The sequence below is a fragment of the Ruegeria atlantica genome (genome assembly GCF_013032505.1).
Classification (GTDB): domain Bacteria; phylum Pseudomonadota; class Alphaproteobacteria; order Rhodobacterales; family Rhodobacteraceae; genus Ruegeria; species Ruegeria atlantica_F.
In genome coordinates this window covers 1,320,808-1,338,119 of sequence record NZ_WQCG01000001.1, presented here as the reverse complement: position 1 = coordinate 1,338,119, position 17,312 = coordinate 1,320,808, and the positions used below count along the sequence as shown (strand labels likewise).

Genomic DNA, 17,312 nt, shown 5'->3' with positions numbered 1-17,312 from the left:
ATAACGTCCCAAACCCCAGACATCACAATAAGCCGATGAACTGGTCGATATCGCCTGAGCTGATCGACCAGTCGCAGACCAGTCTACAGGCCAGAATCTCCTCGTCATCCGTGCCGTCCAACTCGGCGCCCCACAGGTGGTAGATCGCGCCTGCGTCGTGCAATTGCTTGTGCCGTGCGCGGGAAAACTGCGCGAAGATCATGTTGGCTTGTGGTTCATGTAAAAAGCTTGCCCCTTTGGACCGCAGACCATTGGCTAGATGCGCGCAGTTCGCATTGGCTTGCTTCGCCAGCTGAAGCCAAAGATCATCCTTTAGATATGCTGCCATCTGGGCCGATAGGTAGCGGTGCTTGGAAAACAGATGCGCTCCACGCTTGCGGCGCAGCTCAAACTCCCAGGCTTTGGATTCATCGAAGAAAACCACCGCTTCGACGCCCATCAGACCGTTCTTGGTGCCGCCAAAACTGACCGCATCCACGCCCGCTTTCCATGTCATCTCGGCAGGAGAGCAATTGAGCGCGACAAGCGCATTGGTGAAACGCGCACCGTCCAAATGCACCGGCAGGTCGTATTCTTTGGCAACACCACACAACCCTTGCAACTCGGCCAGAGAATAAACCGATCCGCGTTCGGTCACCTGCGTGATCGACACTGGCCCTCGCTGGGGCCCGTGCACACCACGTGTTTCTTCAGCCAGAATGGAACGGCGCAGCGCCTCGGGGTCCATCTTATCGCCGCCCGGCACCAGCGTCAGTTTTGCGCCACTATAGAACTCGGGGGCGTTGCACTCATCCTCGTGGATATGCGCGACGGGGGAACAAAACACAGTTTCCCAAGGGTTTGAGAGCGTCGCCAGAGCCAGCGAGTTCGCCGCTGTCCCGGTGGCTACCAGATAGACAGCCGCACCTGGCGCTTCGAAGATTCCGCGAATTCGATCGCGCACTTCATTCATCAGTGTGTCGGCGCCATAGGCCATCTGATAGCCCTGATTGGCCTCGTTCAATGCGGTCATGACCTGAGGGTGAACCGGACCGGAATTGTCAGACGCAAAATACATCTAGCTAGGCTCCTCAATAATATAGTCTTCCCACTCTTCCATGGGTGTTTCGAACTCGGACACCGTGCGCCCCTGAACCGAGACACCAGCGGCGTGCACGCTGTCCGGCGTACCTGATATCAAAGGATGCCAGTCGTAAAGGGGTTTGCCTTCCCACAACAGCCGATAGGCGCAGGTCTGAGGTAGCCAATAGGCGTGATCGTCGATGTTTTCGGGCTTCATCACGATGCACTCGGGCACGAACTGATGGCGGATGTCGTATTGCGTGCAGCGGCAGGTCTCGTCGTCCAGCAGGCGGCAGGCGACGCAGGTTAGAGCGACCTCTCCGGTGTCCTCATCTTCCAGCTTGTTCAAGCAGCACTTGCCGCAGCCGTCGCACAACGCTTCCCATTCACGTTGATTCATCTTGGTCAGCGGTTTTCGTTCCCAGAACCGGGAGCCAAGGTCCTTGCGGTCGATCGGGTCGGAGGTCATAGCGCGGTCAGCAGGGCGCGCGCCTTGGCGCAATCGGCGTCCATTTGTGCGATCAGTGCGTCCAGCCCGTCAAAGGTCATCTCGGGGCGCAGGTAATCGACCAACCCTACGGACAGGGTCGAACCGTACAGATCGCCTGAGAAATCGAACAGGAAAGTCTCTATATTCGCGACGTCTCCGTTGAACATGGGGCGCACGCCAACGGAAGAAGCTCCGAGATAGCTGCCCTGATGGGGGCCATCGAGCACATCGACCAGCACCGCATAGACACCGAATTTTGGTGGGTGCAGCCCTTCAATGGACATATTGGCAGTAGGGAACCCAAGCTCGCGCCCGCGTTGTTCACCGCCGATCACCTCGCCCTCGACCCGGTGCCAATGACCCAGCATCGTCGCGGCGTCGCGGGGGCGGCCTTCGGACAGTGCTGTGCGGATCCCGGTTGAGGATACGACGTCATCAGATCGTTCCATCAACGGTGCAATGGTGACACCGAACCCCATCTCTTGCCCGAACCGGACAATGTCTTCGGCGGTGCCGCTTCGACCTTTTCCAAAACAGAAATCCGCGCCGACCACCACGTGCGACAGACCAAGCCCCTCGCAGATGACATTGCGGGCAAATTCTTCAGGCGTCAGGCCAGCAAGCGCTGCATTGAACGGCAATTCGTACAGCATTTGCACACCCAGTTTCTCCAAGCGGTGCGCACGTGCGTTTCCGCGCATCAGACGAAAAGGCGGTGCATCGGGTGCAAAATACTCGCGAGGGTGGGGCTCGAACGTCAGAACACCAAGCGGAGCATCCGGGGCTACGCGTTGTGCCAGTTCGATCACCGACTGATGACCAACATGCACGCCATCGAAGTTCCCGATTGCCACACTGGCACCGCGGTCTTCTGGCTCGACAAACTGGAAATCCCGGATGATCTGCATGAAGCTTGCCTAGCGGGACTGGAGACTGGGTTCAAGCACCTGATTGGTACAAATGCCGCGCAACAAAAAAGGGCACCGTTTCCGGCGCCCTTCAAAAGGATAAAGGTATCGAGGCTTCAGTCGAATTTGCGCGACGGGGCCAGAACCATCGCTTCGCCCACCAACACCTTCTTGCCATCGACCGCACAGTGACAATCCAGTTTCACGCGGCGCTTGGCAAAATCAATGTCGATCACCTTGACCTCTGCATAGACCATGTCGCCAGGGCGCACGGGTGCCAGAAACTTCAGCGATTGACCCATGTACACTGTTCCGTGGCCCGGCAGTTGTTCGCCAATCACGGCAGAGATCAGGCCCGCGGTCAGCATCCCGTGGGCGATGCGCCCTTCAAAAATCGTGTCGCGGGCATAGTCATCGTCCAGATGTACCGGATTCCGATCCGTTGAAACCTGCGCGAACATCTCGATATCTTCGTCCGACACCACTTTGCGCAGGTGGCGGGTCATGCCCATTTCGATGTCTTCAATACAGATCGTGCCGCGTGGAAGATTATCCAACATGTCGCCCTCACTCGAGTTCATTGGGCAACAAAACAACGCATGCTGCCCCCGTTTGGCAACTTTATTACTTCGCAACTGCAGAAAATCAAGTCTTTTCTGACTATCTCAACCGGCCGATTGTGTAGGTCGGATTGATGTTTTCCTTTGCAATATAATCACTTAGGGATTCATGGTGTGGGTGATGGTCAGTTTTTGTTTCTGCTGCGGCCAGGCCGCCCGAGATGAACAGAGAATCAATCCCTTCGCCCATACCGCCCAGAATGTCTGTATGAGGGCCGTCGCCGATCACCAGAATGTCGCCATCGGGTATATCGTGACCCAGTTCCTGCAGCCTGCGCCGCGCCAGATCATAAATCGGCGGGTGGGGTTTTCCGAAGTACAGGCTTTCACCGCCCATTTCGGTATACAGCTTTGCCAGCGCGCCAGCGCACCATTCCCTAACTTCGCCTCGATCGACAACAATATCGGGATTTGCGCACAAGAGTTTCATACCCATTTGCTTGGCATACAAAAAATCTGCACGGTTGACGGATGGGTCCGCCATCGGATCAAACGGGCCGCAGCAGACGATCCCTTCGGCCTGATCCAGCGGCACGCGTTCGATGTGGATCGGGTGATGCAAAATTTTTAAAGGCTCAAAGAACCCCGCGTCTCGCTGCCATTCACCCATGAAATATACTTTGTGGCCGACTGCTCCGCGGAACATGGCGGATCGTGCCGAGTCCCCGCTGGTGGCGATTGTGTCGTAAGCGTCCGCGGGAACATTGAACTGCCCAAGCTGTTCAGCCACCCCGGCGCGCGGTTTGGGAGAGTTGGTGACCAACACCACGACCCCACCTTGCGCCCGGTACTGCTGCAGCGCCGCGACCGCTTCGGGGTATGCAGTGATACCGTTGTGAACGCATCCCCACAGGTCAACGAACAGCGCTTTGTAGCGGTTTGAAATCTCGGAAAGCGCGTGGATGATCTGGGTCATGGGAGCCTCGGGATCTGATTTCGGAGTTGTGACAGCTATGGCAAAGCTTTCACCTGATGACCATCCCGCAATACGATTTGTCGGCTGAACATATGGTGTCTGCAGGCTTTATTCGACAATTTCCTCGACATCTGGCGCTTGCTGAACGTTTTCGGTGCCCAGAATAATCTGTGCGCCGATCCTGTTCTGGAAACGCACAACGACCAGATACCCCGGCCCCAGTTCTTTCTGAAGCGCGTCAGTCAAAGGTGTTTCTCGCAGGGATGCGGGCAGCAAGCCCGCGATCGAGGACACTTTGTATGCGGCTTCCACAGGAAGGTCGACGATCAGCCAGATGTCGGCATGTTTTCGTTTGGCGTTCACGTCCACGCGAACAACTTCAACCGACACCGGATCGGCCCAGTCCCGGATCGTTTGCGCCAACTGTGCCTCAGTCCGGGTTTCGAGGTATCTGTTGTAGGTGGATTTCCCTAGCTGCAGGACAACGAAGGCAAGGAATGCCAGTGTCACCGCCACACTCGCGGTGAAATTCAGTTTGCGTCGACCCTTGCTGAACAGCACCGCGCGCGCCGCGTATACGATGTAGACTGAGCAAGCGGACAGAATGATCGCACCAAGGTTGGTGGCGAAAAGCAGGCCGGCTTCATAGGCCTCGGCGGGTTCGCCAAAATACAGCAAGACGCCCGAGGCAGACAACGGCGGCACGAGCGACACGCCGATGGCTGCGCCAGGAAGAAGGCTGACCTCGGACCGGTTGATCTGAACGTAAGCTGCGGCCACTCCGGCAGCCAGCGCAACGATCAGATCCTCGGTGCCCGGGTCGGTTCTGGCCAGAACCTGATCGGGGATCAGAATGCCGCGCGGGACGTCGGCAACATAGACAAGAAGCCATGCCAGCAAGACACTGATAACAGCCGCGCAACAAACAATCAGCGCCAATTTGAACGCGCGGCCCAGCCATCCCATGACCATCGCTGCCGCAACGCCAAGGATAGGTGTCATCAAAGGCGCAACCAACATCGCGGCAATGACCACCGCGCCGGAGTCACGTAGCATCCCCATCGTGGCAATCACCACCGACAAGGTCAGCAGCATGGCAAAGCGTCGCCAATAGGCCGCTTTGTCCTTGCCCTCAAATCTCAGGATGTCGCGTGTGGTGCTGAACTTGCGGGAACTCATAAACGTCGTCTGGCCCAATTTGCTGTCTGGCTGTTGAAGTCAGACTATCAATGGACGTCGTTGGTGCAAAACATTAGTGGCAAAGAAAAAAGGCGCCCGGGTGGGGCGCCTTGTCATTGCAAATGCTGCAAACCTCAGACCTTGAGGTTTGGGATGATCTGCTTCTTTCGGCTCATGACGCCGGGCAGGACCACGGCGTCGCCATCCACGCTTGCGCCAAAGCTTTTCTCTGCGACGCCTTTAACCAGTTCGTTGGGCACCAGCAGCGTTGCTTCTTCGTTCAGGATGTCGACAACAAACAGCAGAACCTGATCGACGCCGTCTTCCTTGGCTACGTCTGCCATCGAATTTGCCAGGCTAGCCTTGCGGTCCAAAACAACGCCCGGAGCTGTAGTCTCCAGAACCGATACTCGGAACTTGGTGCCGTCGACTTCGTATTCCTTGCTGTCCATGCGGATCAATTCGGCGTCCGAGAAGGACGAAACATCTGATTTCGCCGCGAACATGTCGGCGGCATAGGCCGAGACGTCCAGGCCCAGATCAGCGGCTAGCTTCTCGGCCACGGCGCGATCATGCGCGGTGGTGGTTGGCGATCGGAACTCTAGAGTGTCCGACAGGATACAGGTCAGTGCCGCGCCCTTGATGGCCTCGGGCATTTTTGCGGCATCTTCGCCGATCAAGTCCATCATGATGGTTGCTGTGCAGGCTAGCGGACGCACAGTGATGTCGATCGGGCCTTTGGTTTCCAGACCGCCCACTAGTTTGTGATGGTCGATGATGGCACGGATGTCAGCGCCGTTGATGCTGGCGGGCAGCTCGGCCGGGTTGTTGGTGTCTACGATGATGACCGGCGCATCTGCGTCGACATCTTCGATAATGCGCGGCTTGGGCAGGTCCCAGCGTTGCAGCAGGAATGCAGCTTCGGTGTTGGGCTCACCCAGCAGAACGGGCTCTGCTTGTTCGCCTTTGATTTCATTCAGGTACCAGGACCACAGGATCGGTGAGCCTGTGGAATCGGTGTCGGGGGATTTGTGGCCAAATACGAGCGTTGTCATGTCAGCATCCTGAGGATCATCATTTCGCGCGCGTTATAGGGTGGTCTGCAGGGGTTGTCACCCGGCAGTGTTTACGCTGCGACGGTTGGTCTGGGACGCGGTGTGTCAGAACGGGGCGCGAGTCAGGGTATAGTCGGCCTGTTGCAGTTGATTCAGCAACCCCTGGTCGCCGCCCAGATGCCCGGCGCCAACCGCTATAACAGCGGTTTGGTCCTCTATGTCCAAAATTTTCTGCATCCAGTTTCCGTTGCGCTCGACCAGAAGTTTTTGTTCGAAGTCGTTCCATTCTTCGTCAAATATCTCGGGCGAAAGGCCGGATTCCTCCAATCCCTGAAGCCGCGCTAGCTGGATGATCTCAACATGCTTCTCTTCCAGATAGGCGTTGGCCATTGTGGCCAACTGATCTTCGCTGCCGCCCATGGCTCCGGCCATTCGTACAAGAGACTGGACCTGCTTTTCTATAGGATGATTGTCGAACATACTCATTAGATCGGCAATCTGCTCAAGCGAATGTTTGGGGGTGCCCAACTCGTCAGCCAGCTGATCCAGACGGGCGTCCATCCCGTGGTTCGCGCTGGGGTCCTGCATCATACAGGGGGGGACGCCCAGCATCATGCTGAGAAACCAAGGGCGCATTTTGGCAGCCATCCAGCCTGGGATGCCGCGCTCGGCCAACCCCTGAGACAGGGCAGACCAGTCTTCCTCGGACATCAGGTCAATCAGGCTGGGTCCTGTGGTGATCATCACCGGGCTCATATCCTTGGCCAGATCCTGTTCGAACGCGTCCATTTCCTCGCGCGTGACCTCAAAATAAAACGCGTCCGCATCACGTAGGGTCGGTGTTAACCGTTCGACCACCGCATCCATGCGTGGATCGTTGGCGTGCAGCGTGCCAACAATGTGCAGAACCGTGTCGCCCTTGGTGGCGATCCAATGGTTGCCCTCGGGGAACGGGATATCGGCGACCGCCTGTTGTAGTTCGGACTTTACGTCGGGGCTGAGGCCCGGCCTCAGGTCACTTCCTTCGCAAGCGGCCTGAACAGTGGCCGGCAGTAGCAGGAAAAGCAGCGGTGCAAACAGGCGCATAGCGATCATCTCGGGAATGTCAGTGTGATCGAGACATTGCCTTGGCGCGGCCACATGTTCAAGCCGGGTGCAGGCGATGTCTGGTGTTCGCGGCAAATTTGCATAGCATGGCAGAATGGACCGCGAGCAGGATCTATACCCGCCGATCAAAGCGCTGTTAGAGCGTCAGGGCTACACCGTCAAAGGCGAAGTCGGCGCAGCCGACATCGTTGCCCTTCGGGATGGCGATGAGCCGGTGATCGTTGAGTTGAAGCTGCGGTTCTCATTGACCCTGTTTCATCAGGCGATCACGCGGTTAAAGGTAACCGATCTGGTTTATATCGGCGTGTGCAAGCCAAAGGGGCGGACCGCGCGGCGTGCGTTGAAGGATAATCTGGCACTGTGCCGCAGGCTGGGTCTTGGATTGATCACCGTACGTGCCGACGGAACGGTCGAGGTGCAATGCGACCCCGGCCCTTATGCGCCACGCAAAAGCAAGGCAAAAGCGACCCGTTTGCTGCGCGAATTTGACAGATTGGAGGGCGATCCCAATGCAGGCGGAGCCACTCGGCACGGGATCGTAACGGCCTACAGGCAGGACGCGCTAAAGTGTGCGGCGCATCTGGCTGAATGCGGCGCGACAAAAGGGGCAGAGGTCGCACAGTCCACTGGCGTGGCCGCGGCCACGCGCTTGATGCGGGATAATCACTACGGGTGGTTCGACAGGGTCGAGAAGGGTGTCTACGCATTGTCCGCTTCGGGGGCCGAAGGATTGAAGCATTGGGCCTACAGTTGGGAAGATGCGGACTAATCCGACCGTGCGCTGATTTCGGCAATCATAGCGCGGCCAACGTCTGAAAGGACCGCATTGCGTTCCGGGAACGGCGCATCGCTCTCGGTCAGATATATGGCAGCCAAATAGGTGCGGGGTTCAGGGGTCTGTAGAAAAGCCACGATCGCACGGCTGCCGTGGCCTCCGGCCCCCGTCTTGTCTCCGATCGTCCACCCGTCGGGCACGTGCGCGCGGATAAGTTCGTCAGCCACCTGATCCTCGATCATCCATTGTTTTAGCTGAGCGGAGGATGTGACAGAGAGCGCTTCGCCAAACAACAACCGATCCAGCGTTGCCAATATTGCATGCGGCGTCGTGGTATCGCGTGGATCGCCCGGAGTGGCTTCATTCAATGCCGTCTCCCAACGATCAAGTCGGGTGACATCGTCGCCTATTGTGCGAAGAAACCCGGTCAGCCCGGCAGGCCCGTCCAGACGTTGTAGCAACAGATTGGCCGCGGTGTTGTCGCTTATTGTCATCGTTGCTTCGCACAGTGCACCAACCGACATGCCCGTCTCGACATGTTTGCTGGTTAGAGGAGAGTAATCCACCAGATCCGACGATTGGTATGTGACGGTATCTGACAGCCTTTCCGATCCTGCATCTACCTTCGCCAGTACAGCGCCACACAAGAGCGTTTTGAACGTACTGGACATCGGAAACAGCTCATCGGCGCGGTATGAGACCTGCCAATCGCTGCCGGGTTCATAGAGCAGCGCCCCGATCCGCGCATCAAGACGATCCTCCCACGTCCGGACTGTTTCAGTAAGGGACTGCGCCTGCACGGACATGACTGGCCCAAAAATAAGAGTGATTGAAAACAGAAAGTTAGTTGTGATGATCCGGAGTCCGCGCATCAAAATTGCCTCGGTCTAATGTCGTTGTCGCCACCTTAGATGGTCGAAGCTCTGTGTAAACCGGGGGGTCAGTGGTTCCGCGTGGGAAAAATATTCGGGCAACTTGTTGACTCGGCTAATTCGACCCCCTAGCTATGCGTCGTTATCACTCTCTACCCTTGAGTGCTAACGCCTCGCCGACCGGCGAGGGGAGGATAATAAACTTTGAGCCCAAGGAGCTGCAAAGATGGCATTGAAACCGCTTCATGACCGCGTGCTGGTTCGCCGTACCGAAAGCGACGAAAAAACCGCTGGTGGTCTGATCATTCCCGATAGCGCAAAAGAAAAGCCCAGCGAAGGCGAAGTCGTTGCAACCGGCGAAGGCGCACGCAAGGACAGCGGCGAACTGATCGCAATGGCTGTGAAAGCTGGCGACAAGATCCTGTTCGGCAAGTGGTCGGGCACCGAGGTCAACGTCGGCGGCGAAGAGCTGCTGATGATGAAAGAAAGCGACATCATGGGGATCATCGAGTAAGCGACCCGCTTCCTCTGATCTTCATTCCAATACATTTTCTCAAGGAGAAACAACATGGCTGCTAAGGACGTCAAGTTCGACACCGATGCCCGCAACCGCATGCTGTCAGGTGTGAACATCCTGGCTGATGCTGTCAAAGTGACCCTGGGCCCCAAAGGCCGCAACGTGGTTCTGGACAAATCCTTCGGCGCACCGCGCATCACCAAAGACGGTGTTTCGGTTGCCAAGGAAATCGAACTGGAAGACAAGTTCGAAAACATGGGCGCGCAGATGGTGAAAGAAGTCGCCAGCCGCACCAATGACGAAGCCGGTGACGGCACTACCACCGCAACCGTTCTGGCACAGGCAATCGTTCGCGAAGGTCTGAAGCAGGTTGCAGCTGGTCTGAACCCGATGGACCTGAAGCGCGGCATCGACCTGGCGACTGCCAAGGTTGTTGAAGGCATCAAAGACGCTTCGCGCGAAGTTAAAGACAGCGCAGAAGTTGCTCAGGTTGGTACCATCTCGGCCAACGGCGAAGCCGAAATCGGCCAGCAGATCGCAGACGCGATGCAGAAGGTCGGCAACGAAGGCGTTATCACCGTCGAAGAAAACAAAGGTCTGGAAACCGAGACCGATGTTGTCGAAGGTATGCAGTTCGACCGTGGCTACCTGTCGCCTTACTTCGTCACCAACGCAGACAAGATGATTGCAGAACTCGACGACTGCATGATCCTGCTGCACGAAAAGAAACTGTCCTCGCTCCAGCCGATGGTTCCGCTGCTCGAGCAGGTGATCCAGTCGCAGAAGCCGCTGCTGATCATTGCCGAGGACGTCGAAGGCGAAGCGCTGGCAACTCTGGTTGTCAACAAACTGCGCGGCGGCCTGAAAATTGCTGCTGTCAAAGCACCGGGCTTCGGCGACCGCCGCAAAGCCATGCTTCAGGACATCGCAATCCTGACCGGCGGTCAGGTCATCTCCGAAGATCTGGGCATGAAGCTCGAGTCCGTCACCATGGACATGCTGGGCACCGCCAAGAAAATCGAAATCACCAAAGACGAAACCACCATCGTCGACGGTGCTGGCGAGAAAGCCGAGATCGAAGCACGTGTTGCTCAGATCCGCACTCAGATCGAAGAAACCTCGTCGGACTACGACCGTGAGAAGCTGCAAGAGCGCGTTGCCAAACTGGCAGGCGGTGTTGCTGTTATCCGCGTCGGCGGCATGACCGAAGTTGAAGTGAAAGAGCGTAAGGACCGTGTGGACGATGCTCTGAACGCAACTCGTGCTGCTGTGCAGGAAGGCGTTGTTGTTGGCGGTGGTGTTGCGCTGGTTCAGGCCGGTAAAGCACTGGAAGCCCTGGAAGGCGCAAACGCTGACCAGAGCGCGGGCATCAACATCGTTCGCAAGGCAATCGAAGCGCCGCTGCGCCAGATCGCTGAGAACGCAGGTGTTGACGGTGCGGTTGTTGCGGGCAAAGTCCGTGAATCCGCTGACGCAGCATTTGGCTTCAACGCGCAGACCGAAGAATATGGCGATATGTTCTCGTTTGGCGTGATCGACCCGGCCAAAGTTGTCCGTACCGCTCTGGAAGATGCGGCATCGGTTGCTGGCCTGCTGGTCACCACCGAAGCGATGGTTGCAGATCGTCCCGCCAAAGAAGGCGCAGCACCTGCCGGTGGTATGCCCGACATGGGCGGCATGGGCGGCATGATGTAATCAGCCCACGCCTAGTGGTAAGAATAGCGGGGTCGCCTTCGGGCGGCCCCGTTTCGTTTACCGGCTGTTCCCCGCAGGAATGTGAGTGTGCAAAACATGATTTTCCCGCTATGCGGTTGATATGAAACTGTTCCTGCTCACATGCCTGACGATGTGCGCCTTTGCGTCCAATTCAATCTTGAACCGGTTGGCGATTGACACCGGCGCCAGTGATCCCGCAGCCTTTGCCGTGGTGCGCGTTCTTGCCGGGGCGGTGATGCTGGCCGGGCTGGTTTTTCCCAGGACTAGCCATTTGCCCCTGTTTGACCGGCGCAGAATTGCCGGGGCAGGGTCGCTTTCATTGTATATGATCGGTTTCTCGGTTGCGTATCTGACGTTGGACGCAGGGCTTGGCGCGCTGATCCTGTTTGGGGTGGTGCAGGTCACGATGTTCACTGTGACATCAGTGAAGGGCACGATCCCCACCAGCCGACAGATCGCAGGAGCCGCAATTGCGTTGTTGGGGCTAGGTTATGTGCTGTGGCCGTCCGGGTCGACACAGGTCAATCCGGTTGGGGCGGCTTTGATGATCGCTGCAGGGATTGGTTGGGCGATCTATTCGCTGGTTGGCAAGTCCGAACCGGATGCTTTGTCCGGTACGGCTGCCAACTTTGTCGTGGCATTGCCTGTGACCGCGCTGGCCCTGTTGGGGACCGGAGGGGCGTGGCACATGACGACGGATGGATACCTTCTGGCAGCCTTGTCCGGCGCGGTCACATCAGGAATGGGCTATGCGCTTTGGTATCACGTTCTAAGGGAGTTGACGCCCACAACGGCGGCTGTCGTACAGCTCAGCGTTCCGATCATTGCCATAGTTGGTGGTGTCATCCTACTGGGTGAGGCTGCCAGCCTGCGCCTGATCCTCGGGGCCGGGCTGGTATTGGGCGGAATTGCACTGGCGGTTCTGCGCAGGACGCCGCGGTAGGGGTTTATTCGTCGGGCGATAGGCCTTATCTGGCGGCTATGCGTTACTTGCTTGCCCTCTTCTTGCTCATTGTCCCCGCCATAGCGCAGGCCAAATGCGTGGTCCTGCTACATGGGCTGGCGCGGACCGAAGCGTCCTTTACCGTCATGGAACAGTTGTTCAAAACGCATGGTTATACCGTCGTGCGCCCGGGGTATCCCTCTACCGACCTGCCAATTCCCGAACTGGCTGCACAGACGTTGCCGGATGCATTTGCGGAATGCGGCGACGACAAAGTCAATGTTGTTGCGCATTCGATGGGCGGTATCCTGTTGCGCTATTGGTTGCAGGAAAACCATCCTGAAAATCTGGGTCGTGTGGTCATGCTTGGCCCCCCCAATCAGGGTAGCCAGTTGGTGGACGAACTTAGCGCGTATGAAGTATTCGGGATGCTGAACGGACCAGCCGGTCTGGCGCTGGGCACGGGCCCCGAAGGTATCCCACGACGACTGCCCCCTGTGGATTTCGAGCTTGGTGTAATCGCCGGGGAGAATTCGTTGAACCCACTGTTTTCTTCGATGATCGATGGCTCGGATGACGGGAAAGTTTCGGTAGAAACGACCAAGGTCGAAGGGATGGCGGATCATATCGTCCTACCGGTGACTCACACGTTCATGATGAACAATCCACGCGTGATGGCGCAAGCGCTGCATTTCATCGAGTTCGGTCAGTTTGATCCGCAGATCACATGGCTGGATGGGGTGATGGAAATCATCGATGAAATCTGCATTGGGCAGGATTGCTCGGAACCGGACTCGGAGCGCTCTGAATGACCGCACTTTCTCTGACTTTGTCCGGCGCAGAGGTACTGCTGCCGGATCAGGGCATGACTCGTGCCGATCTGTCCATTTCTGAAGGGGCCGTGCAACGGGATCGGGCGGGACGGACTATCGACCTGTCTGGATATTTGGTGTTGCCCGGCATCATCGACCTGCACGGCGACGGGTTCGAGCGTCATATCGCACCGCGCCGCGGGGCGATGAAGCAGATGGGCGAGGGTATTCTGTCGGCCGAAGCTGAACTGGCCGCCAACGGGATCACGACGGCGGTCCTGGCCCAATTCCTGAGCTGGGAGGGCGGCGTTCGCGGCCCAGATTTCGCGGGGCAGGTGTTCGACGCCATTGCCTCGGTTCAAGACTGCGTCGTGACCGATCTGCTGCCGCAGTTGCGCTTCGAAACCCACATGCTCGAGGAATATCCAAGCCTGCCTGAACGTATTGCCGCGTGGCGTGTGCCATACGTTGTGTTCAACGATCACCTGCCACATGACAGGCTGGCCGAGGGGCGCAAGCCGCCGCGCCTGACGGGGCAGGCGCTTAAGGCCGGGCGTAATCCTGAAGCACATTTTGAGATGTTGCTGTCCATGCATGCCCGAGGCGATGAGGTTCCCGCAGCCTTGGACGCGCTCTGTGCGGCACTGTCCGAGCAGGGTGTCCGTATGGGCAGCCATGACGACGCAACGGCTGAAACTCGCGTCAATTGGCGGGAGCGAGGTGCTCAGATTGCCGAGTTTCCCGAAACGCTAGAGGCGGCTGAGGCCGCTCGGGCTGCTGGGGATCACGTTATTCTCGGATCACCCAACGTGGTGCGCGGCGGTTCGCACAAGGGCAACGTCAGTGCGCTGGATCTGATCACCATGGGGCTGTGTGATGCGCTGGCCTCGGATTACCATTATCCCAGTCCCAGGCGAGCGGCTTTGATGCTTGCCAAATCCGGTCTGTTGGATCTGGCCGGAGCCTGGGCGTTGGTCTCTTCTGGACCGGCACGGGTTCTTGGGTTGCAGGACCGGGGTACGCTCGACCCGGGCCAACGCGCAGACCTAGTGATACTTGATGCTCGGTCCCACCGCGTCGCCGCCACGCTGGCTGGCGGGCGGGTGAGTTTCATGTCCGGCGATATCGCCGCAAGGTTCGTGGGCTGAGTTACCGCGTAATGCGGTTAAAATGCGCCATCTTGCGGCCCGGTTTGACTTCAGCCTTGCCATAGAGATGAAGCGCAACGTCGCGTTCCCGCGCCAATTCCGGCACGCGGTCCATATCGTCGCCAATCAGGTTCTCCATAACCACGTCTGAATGGCGTTGACCGTCGCCCAACGGCCAGCCGGCTACGGCGCGAATATGCTGTTCAAACTGATCTACCGCGCAGCCGTTCTGCGTCCAGTGGCCCGAGTTATGCACCCTTGGCGCGACCTCATTCACGATCAAACCATCCGACGTGACGAACAGTTCAACGCCCATGACGCCCACGTAATCCAGCGCGTTCAGGATATTCGCTGCCAGCAGCACAGCATCAGTTCGCTGCGCCGGGGCGAGGCGGGCGGGTACCGTCGTGGTGTGCAGGATGCCATCGCGGTGCACGTTTTCACCGGGGTCGAAACAGGCAACCTGACCGTCGATACCGCGGGCGGCGATGACCGATACCTCGTGGCTGAAGTTAACGAACCCTTCTAGTATCGCGGGTGCACCGGCCATATCGGCCAGGGCTGCCTCGGCATCTTCCGGGCTACGCAGACGCGCCTGCCCCTTGCCGTCATAGCCAAAGCGGCGGGTTTTCAGGATGGCCGGCGTGCCGATCCGGTCAATCGCTGCCTTCAGGCTGTTTAGATCCGTGATGTCGGCAAATGGTGCCGTCTTCAAGCCTAACCCGGCAAGGAAGTTCTTTTCGGTCAGCCGGTCCTGACTGACGCGCAATGCCTCGCGGCCCGGATGGATCGGGCAATGTGCTTCCAACAGGTCCAACGCTTCGGTTGGGATGTTCTCGAATTCATAGGTGATGACATCAACCGACCCGGCAAACGCTTGCAACGCCGCAGCGTCGTCATAGGCTGCAGTGGTCACACGATCCGCCACCTGACCGGCGGGTGGGTTGGCGCCTGGTTCAAAGATGTGGGTTACAAAGCCCAACCGGGCTGCCGCGACGGACAACATCCGGCCCAATTGACCACCGCCAAGAATTCCAATTCGTGCCCCCGGAGAAAGCATGTCCGTCATCAGTCTGTCTCCAACCTTTTTCCAATCGCCTGCAGCGCCGAGCGCAGCGCGTCATGTGCCTTGCCCGCATGCAATGCCTGCGTCATTTGCAGGCTGAGTGTTCCATCCGTCGCCAGTGCGTCCCGTTCCTCGGTCAGACGCCCGGCTTGCCCGGTTTGCATCGTCTGCAGAAATCCGGACAGCAGCTGTGTTGTGTAGAACTCCGAGGCATCCGCGTCGCCTGTCTGCTGGGTCAACCACTCGGCACCTGTCGCCATAACGTCCAGAATCCCCGGCACCATCGCGCAGATCGCAAAATGTGCGTTCAACGCTACCTCGGTTTCGACTTTTACAACTGGGTTTTCGGGTTCGAACAGTTCGGCCAGCAAGGCATCGTTGCCAAACGCCGCAAGCGGGCATCCGCCTTGCCGCAAAAAACCCAAAGGGATTGTTTGAACGAAGTCAGTCGCCGGAGCGCACAGGGATGCAAGCTGATCCGCCGATACAGCTGCCATCACAGATACGATTTGCTGATCCGAGCGAAAACTCAGGTTATCCAGAACTTCCGGGGCGATCTGAGGGCGCAGGCAAAGAAAAACGATATCCGATGCGTCGATAACCGCTTGTGGGTTTGTAACCGTTACGCCCAGTTCAGCCTCCAACTCAGCTGAGACTTTGGCGTTTCGCTCTGTAACGGCAATGCTATGCCCCTTGTCCGTAAGAAAACGCGCAATGGGGGCTGCGATATGTCCGGTTCCGATAAAGCCGATACGGCTCATCCTTGGGGTTCCTCGGGGATAGAAGCAGACAAAGCTTCGCGCCAGGCATCCAGCCGATCAGCCAGCGCTGCGTCCTGCAAGGCGAGGATGCCGGCCGCCATCAACCCGGCATTGGCCCCACCGGCCGAGCCGATAGCCATCGTCGCCACCGGAAAGCCTTTGGGCATCTGCACGATGGAGTAAAGCGAATCGACGCCGGACAGGGCACGGGTCTGAACAGGCACGCCGATCACAGGCACGCGCGTCTTTGAGGCCATCATCCCCGGCAGATGCGCAGCACCGCCCGCACCGGCGATAATCACATCCAGACCGCGCTGAACGGCAGTTTTGCCATAGTCCCACAGGCGATCGGGGGTGCGGTGCGCCGAAACGATGCGCTTTTCATACGCAATGCCCAGTTCATCCAGAATATCCGCGGCCTCTTTCATCGTGGGCCAGTCCGACTGGCTGCCCATGATGATCCCCACTTTTACATCGCTCATCCGCTTGTCGCCTCTGCCCGTCGAAAGAGCGCGCACTATAGCCAAATCGGCCTATCTGGCAATGCGGTAGAGGGGTATTAGGCAATGATATCCGGGGTCAGGCGATCTTCGATCAGGCGAATGATGTCCTTAAGGCGCAGTTTCTGCTTTTTCAGTCGCTTGATCGTCAGCTGATCCGACGTGCCCGTCGCTTGCAGCGCTTCGATCGCCTCGTCTAGATCGCGGTGCTGGCGGCGAAAAACCTCCAACTCGACCCGAAGAACTTCGTCAGTTTTCATCGAAATGTCAGTGGGCGCGTTCATAGGCGACTCGGTCATTATTGTGGTGCTTTCCACACAAGATAGTGTGTCAGACTTTATCCGACCAGACCTTGTGGACATCCCTGCATATTCCCATATTCTATCATACGCGGTTGCCGGAACGGGGCCGCACCATACGTCGCTTTGACAAAAAAGGACGAAAATACGTGTCAAAACTTACTCTTGGCTCATACCCGCATCTTTTGGGGTTCGAGCAATTGGAACGCCTTCTGGAGCGGTCTGCAAAGGCCGGCAACGAAGGTTACCCGCCCTATAACATCGAACAGACCTCGGATTTTTCCTATCGCATCACCTTGGCGGTTGCCGGTTTTGCGGAAGAAGACTTGTCGATTACCATCGAGGATCGCCAACTTGTGATCCGGGGCCGTCAACGCGACGATAGCGAGGGGCGCATCTTTTTGCATCGCGGCATCGCGGCGCGCCAATTCCAGCGCATGTTTGTGCTGGCCGATGGTGTCGAGGTGGGCGAGGCGATCATGGAGAACGGTCTGCTGCATGTGGACCTGACCCGCGCCGTGCCGGAAACCGTGGTGCAGACAATCAATATACGGAAGGGGTAAGAG

20 protein-coding genes are annotated in these 17,312 nt (G+C 57.9%); 7 read left to right on the top strand and 13 right to left on the bottom strand.

The window, feature by feature from the left end; genetic code table 11:
* Positions 1-22: 22 nt before the first annotated feature.
* The 8 genes from GOW92_RS06565 to GOW92_RS06530 all read right to left on the bottom strand — a co-directional run bounded on the left by GOW92_RS06565 (position 23) and on the right by GOW92_RS06530 (position 7,412).
* A complete protein-coding gene (locus GOW92_RS06565; RefSeq protein WP_170559021.1) occupies positions 23-1,057 on the bottom strand; it encodes a threonine aldolase family protein in 1,035 nt (344 codons plus the stop codon).
* Entirely contained in the window at positions 1,058-1,531 is a 474-nt protein-coding gene (locus GOW92_RS06560; RefSeq protein WP_170559019.1) for a YcgN family cysteine cluster protein, read from the bottom strand.
* Positions 1,528-2,460, bottom strand: coding sequence for a bifunctional riboflavin kinase/FAD synthetase (locus GOW92_RS06555; RefSeq protein ID WP_170559017.1), 933 nt, complete (start codon positions 2,458-2,460; stop codon positions 1,528-1,530). Before GOW92_RS06555 ends, GOW92_RS06560 begins: the two co-directional genes overlap by 4 nt.
* Positions 2,461-2,576: 116 nt before the next feature.
* Positions 2,577-3,020, bottom strand: coding sequence for a MaoC family dehydratase (locus GOW92_RS06550; RefSeq protein WP_170559015.1), 444 nt, complete (start codon positions 3,018-3,020; stop codon positions 2,577-2,579).
* 100 nt (positions 3,021-3,120) lie between these two features.
* The gene (locus GOW92_RS06545) at positions 3,121-3,996 is read right to left on the bottom strand and encodes a TIGR01459 family HAD-type hydrolase (protein WP_170559013.1); all 876 of its coding nucleotides are present in this window, start codon (positions 3,994-3,996) and stop codon (positions 3,121-3,123) included.
* Positions 3,997-4,104: 108 nt separating this feature from the next.
* On the bottom strand, positions 4,105-5,175 hold the full coding sequence (locus GOW92_RS06540) for a DUF389 domain-containing protein (protein WP_170559010.1): 1,071 nt from the start codon (positions 5,173-5,175) through the stop codon (positions 4,105-4,107).
* Between the two features lie 134 nt (positions 5,176-5,309).
* Positions 5,310-6,230, bottom strand: coding sequence for a manganese-dependent inorganic pyrophosphatase (locus GOW92_RS06535; RefSeq protein WP_170559009.1), 921 nt, complete (start codon positions 6,228-6,230; stop codon positions 5,310-5,312).
* A 105-nt stretch (positions 6,231-6,335) separates the two neighbouring features.
* Positions 6,336-7,412 carry a TraB/GumN family protein gene (locus GOW92_RS06530; protein WP_254452906.1) on the bottom strand — a complete coding sequence of 359 codons (1,077 nt, stop codon included), beginning with the start codon at positions 7,410-7,412 and terminating at the stop codon, positions 6,336-6,338.
* Positions 7,413-7,431: 19 nt separating this feature from the next.
* Between GOW92_RS06530 and GOW92_RS06525 the strand changes: the two genes are divergently transcribed.
* The gene (locus GOW92_RS06525) at positions 7,432-8,106 is read left to right on the top strand and encodes a DUF2161 domain-containing phosphodiesterase (RefSeq protein ID WP_170559007.1); all 675 of its coding nucleotides are present in this window, start codon (positions 7,432-7,434) and stop codon (positions 8,104-8,106) included.
* On the opposite strand, the gene bla is transcribed toward GOW92_RS06525, so the two are convergent.
* Complete coding sequence (gene bla / locus GOW92_RS06520) at positions 8,103-8,984, bottom strand: class A beta-lactamase (RefSeq protein WP_170559005.1); 882 nt, start codon at positions 8,982-8,984, stop codon at positions 8,103-8,105. The two genes, GOW92_RS06525 and bla, sit on opposite strands and share 4 nt — an antisense overlap.
* Positions 8,985-9,210: 226 nt before the next feature.
* Here bla and GOW92_RS06515 point away from each other — a divergent pair, with 226 nt between their 5' ends.
* From GOW92_RS06515 to GOW92_RS06495, 5 genes are all read left to right on the top strand, one after another.
* Positions 9,211-9,498 (top strand): co-chaperone GroES, encoded by a 288-nt coding sequence (locus GOW92_RS06515; protein ID WP_008757222.1) that lies wholly within the window; start codon positions 9,211-9,213, stop codon positions 9,496-9,498.
* A gap of 54 nt (positions 9,499-9,552) precedes the next feature.
* Entirely contained in the window at positions 9,553-11,196 is a 1,644-nt protein-coding gene (gene groL, locus GOW92_RS06510) for a chaperonin GroEL (RefSeq protein WP_170559003.1), read from the top strand.
* Positions 11,197-11,317: 121 nt separating this feature from the next.
* The gene (locus GOW92_RS06505; protein WP_170559001.1) at positions 11,318-12,160 is read left to right on the top strand and encodes a DMT family transporter; all 843 of its coding nucleotides are present in this window, start codon (positions 11,318-11,320) and stop codon (positions 12,158-12,160) included.
* 38 nt (positions 12,161-12,198) lie between these two features.
* Positions 12,199-12,972 (top strand): alpha/beta fold hydrolase, encoded by a 774-nt coding sequence (locus tag GOW92_RS06500; RefSeq protein WP_170558999.1) that lies wholly within the window; start codon positions 12,199-12,201, stop codon positions 12,970-12,972.
* Positions 12,969-14,120 carry an alpha-D-ribose 1-methylphosphonate 5-triphosphate diphosphatase gene (locus GOW92_RS06495; protein WP_170558997.1) on the top strand — a complete coding sequence of 384 codons (1,152 nt, stop codon included), beginning with the start codon at positions 12,969-12,971 and terminating at the stop codon, positions 14,118-14,120. The genes GOW92_RS06500 and GOW92_RS06495 overlap by 4 nt, the downstream gene beginning before the upstream one ends.
* 1 nt (position 14,121) lies before the next feature.
* Here GOW92_RS06495 and GOW92_RS06490 read toward each other — a convergent pair whose 3' ends face one another.
* From GOW92_RS06490 to GOW92_RS06475, 4 genes are all read right to left on the bottom strand, one after another.
* On the bottom strand, positions 14,122-15,189 hold the full coding sequence (locus tag GOW92_RS06490; protein WP_170558995.1) for a 5-(carboxyamino)imidazole ribonucleotide synthase: 1,068 nt from the start codon (positions 15,187-15,189) through the stop codon (positions 14,122-14,124).
* Complete coding sequence (locus tag GOW92_RS06485) at positions 15,189-15,947, bottom strand: NAD(P)-binding domain-containing protein (protein ID WP_170558993.1); 759 nt, start codon at positions 15,945-15,947, stop codon at positions 15,189-15,191. Before GOW92_RS06485 ends, GOW92_RS06490 begins: the two co-directional genes overlap by 1 nt.
* On the bottom strand, positions 15,944-16,429 hold the full coding sequence (gene purE / locus GOW92_RS06480; protein ID WP_170558990.1) for a 5-(carboxyamino)imidazole ribonucleotide mutase: 486 nt from the start codon (positions 16,427-16,429) through the stop codon (positions 15,944-15,946). Before purE ends, GOW92_RS06485 begins: the two co-directional genes overlap by 4 nt.
* Positions 16,430-16,506: 77 nt before the next feature.
* Positions 16,507-16,731, bottom strand: coding sequence for a YdcH family protein (locus GOW92_RS06475; protein ID WP_058275529.1), 225 nt, complete (start codon positions 16,729-16,731; stop codon positions 16,507-16,509).
* A gap of 164 nt (positions 16,732-16,895) precedes the next feature.
* Between GOW92_RS06475 and GOW92_RS06470 the strand changes: the two genes are divergently transcribed.
* Positions 16,896-17,309 (top strand): Hsp20 family protein, encoded by a 414-nt coding sequence (locus tag GOW92_RS06470; protein WP_058275530.1) that lies wholly within the window; start codon positions 16,896-16,898, stop codon positions 17,307-17,309.
* Positions 17,310-17,312 lie beyond the last annotated feature (3 nt).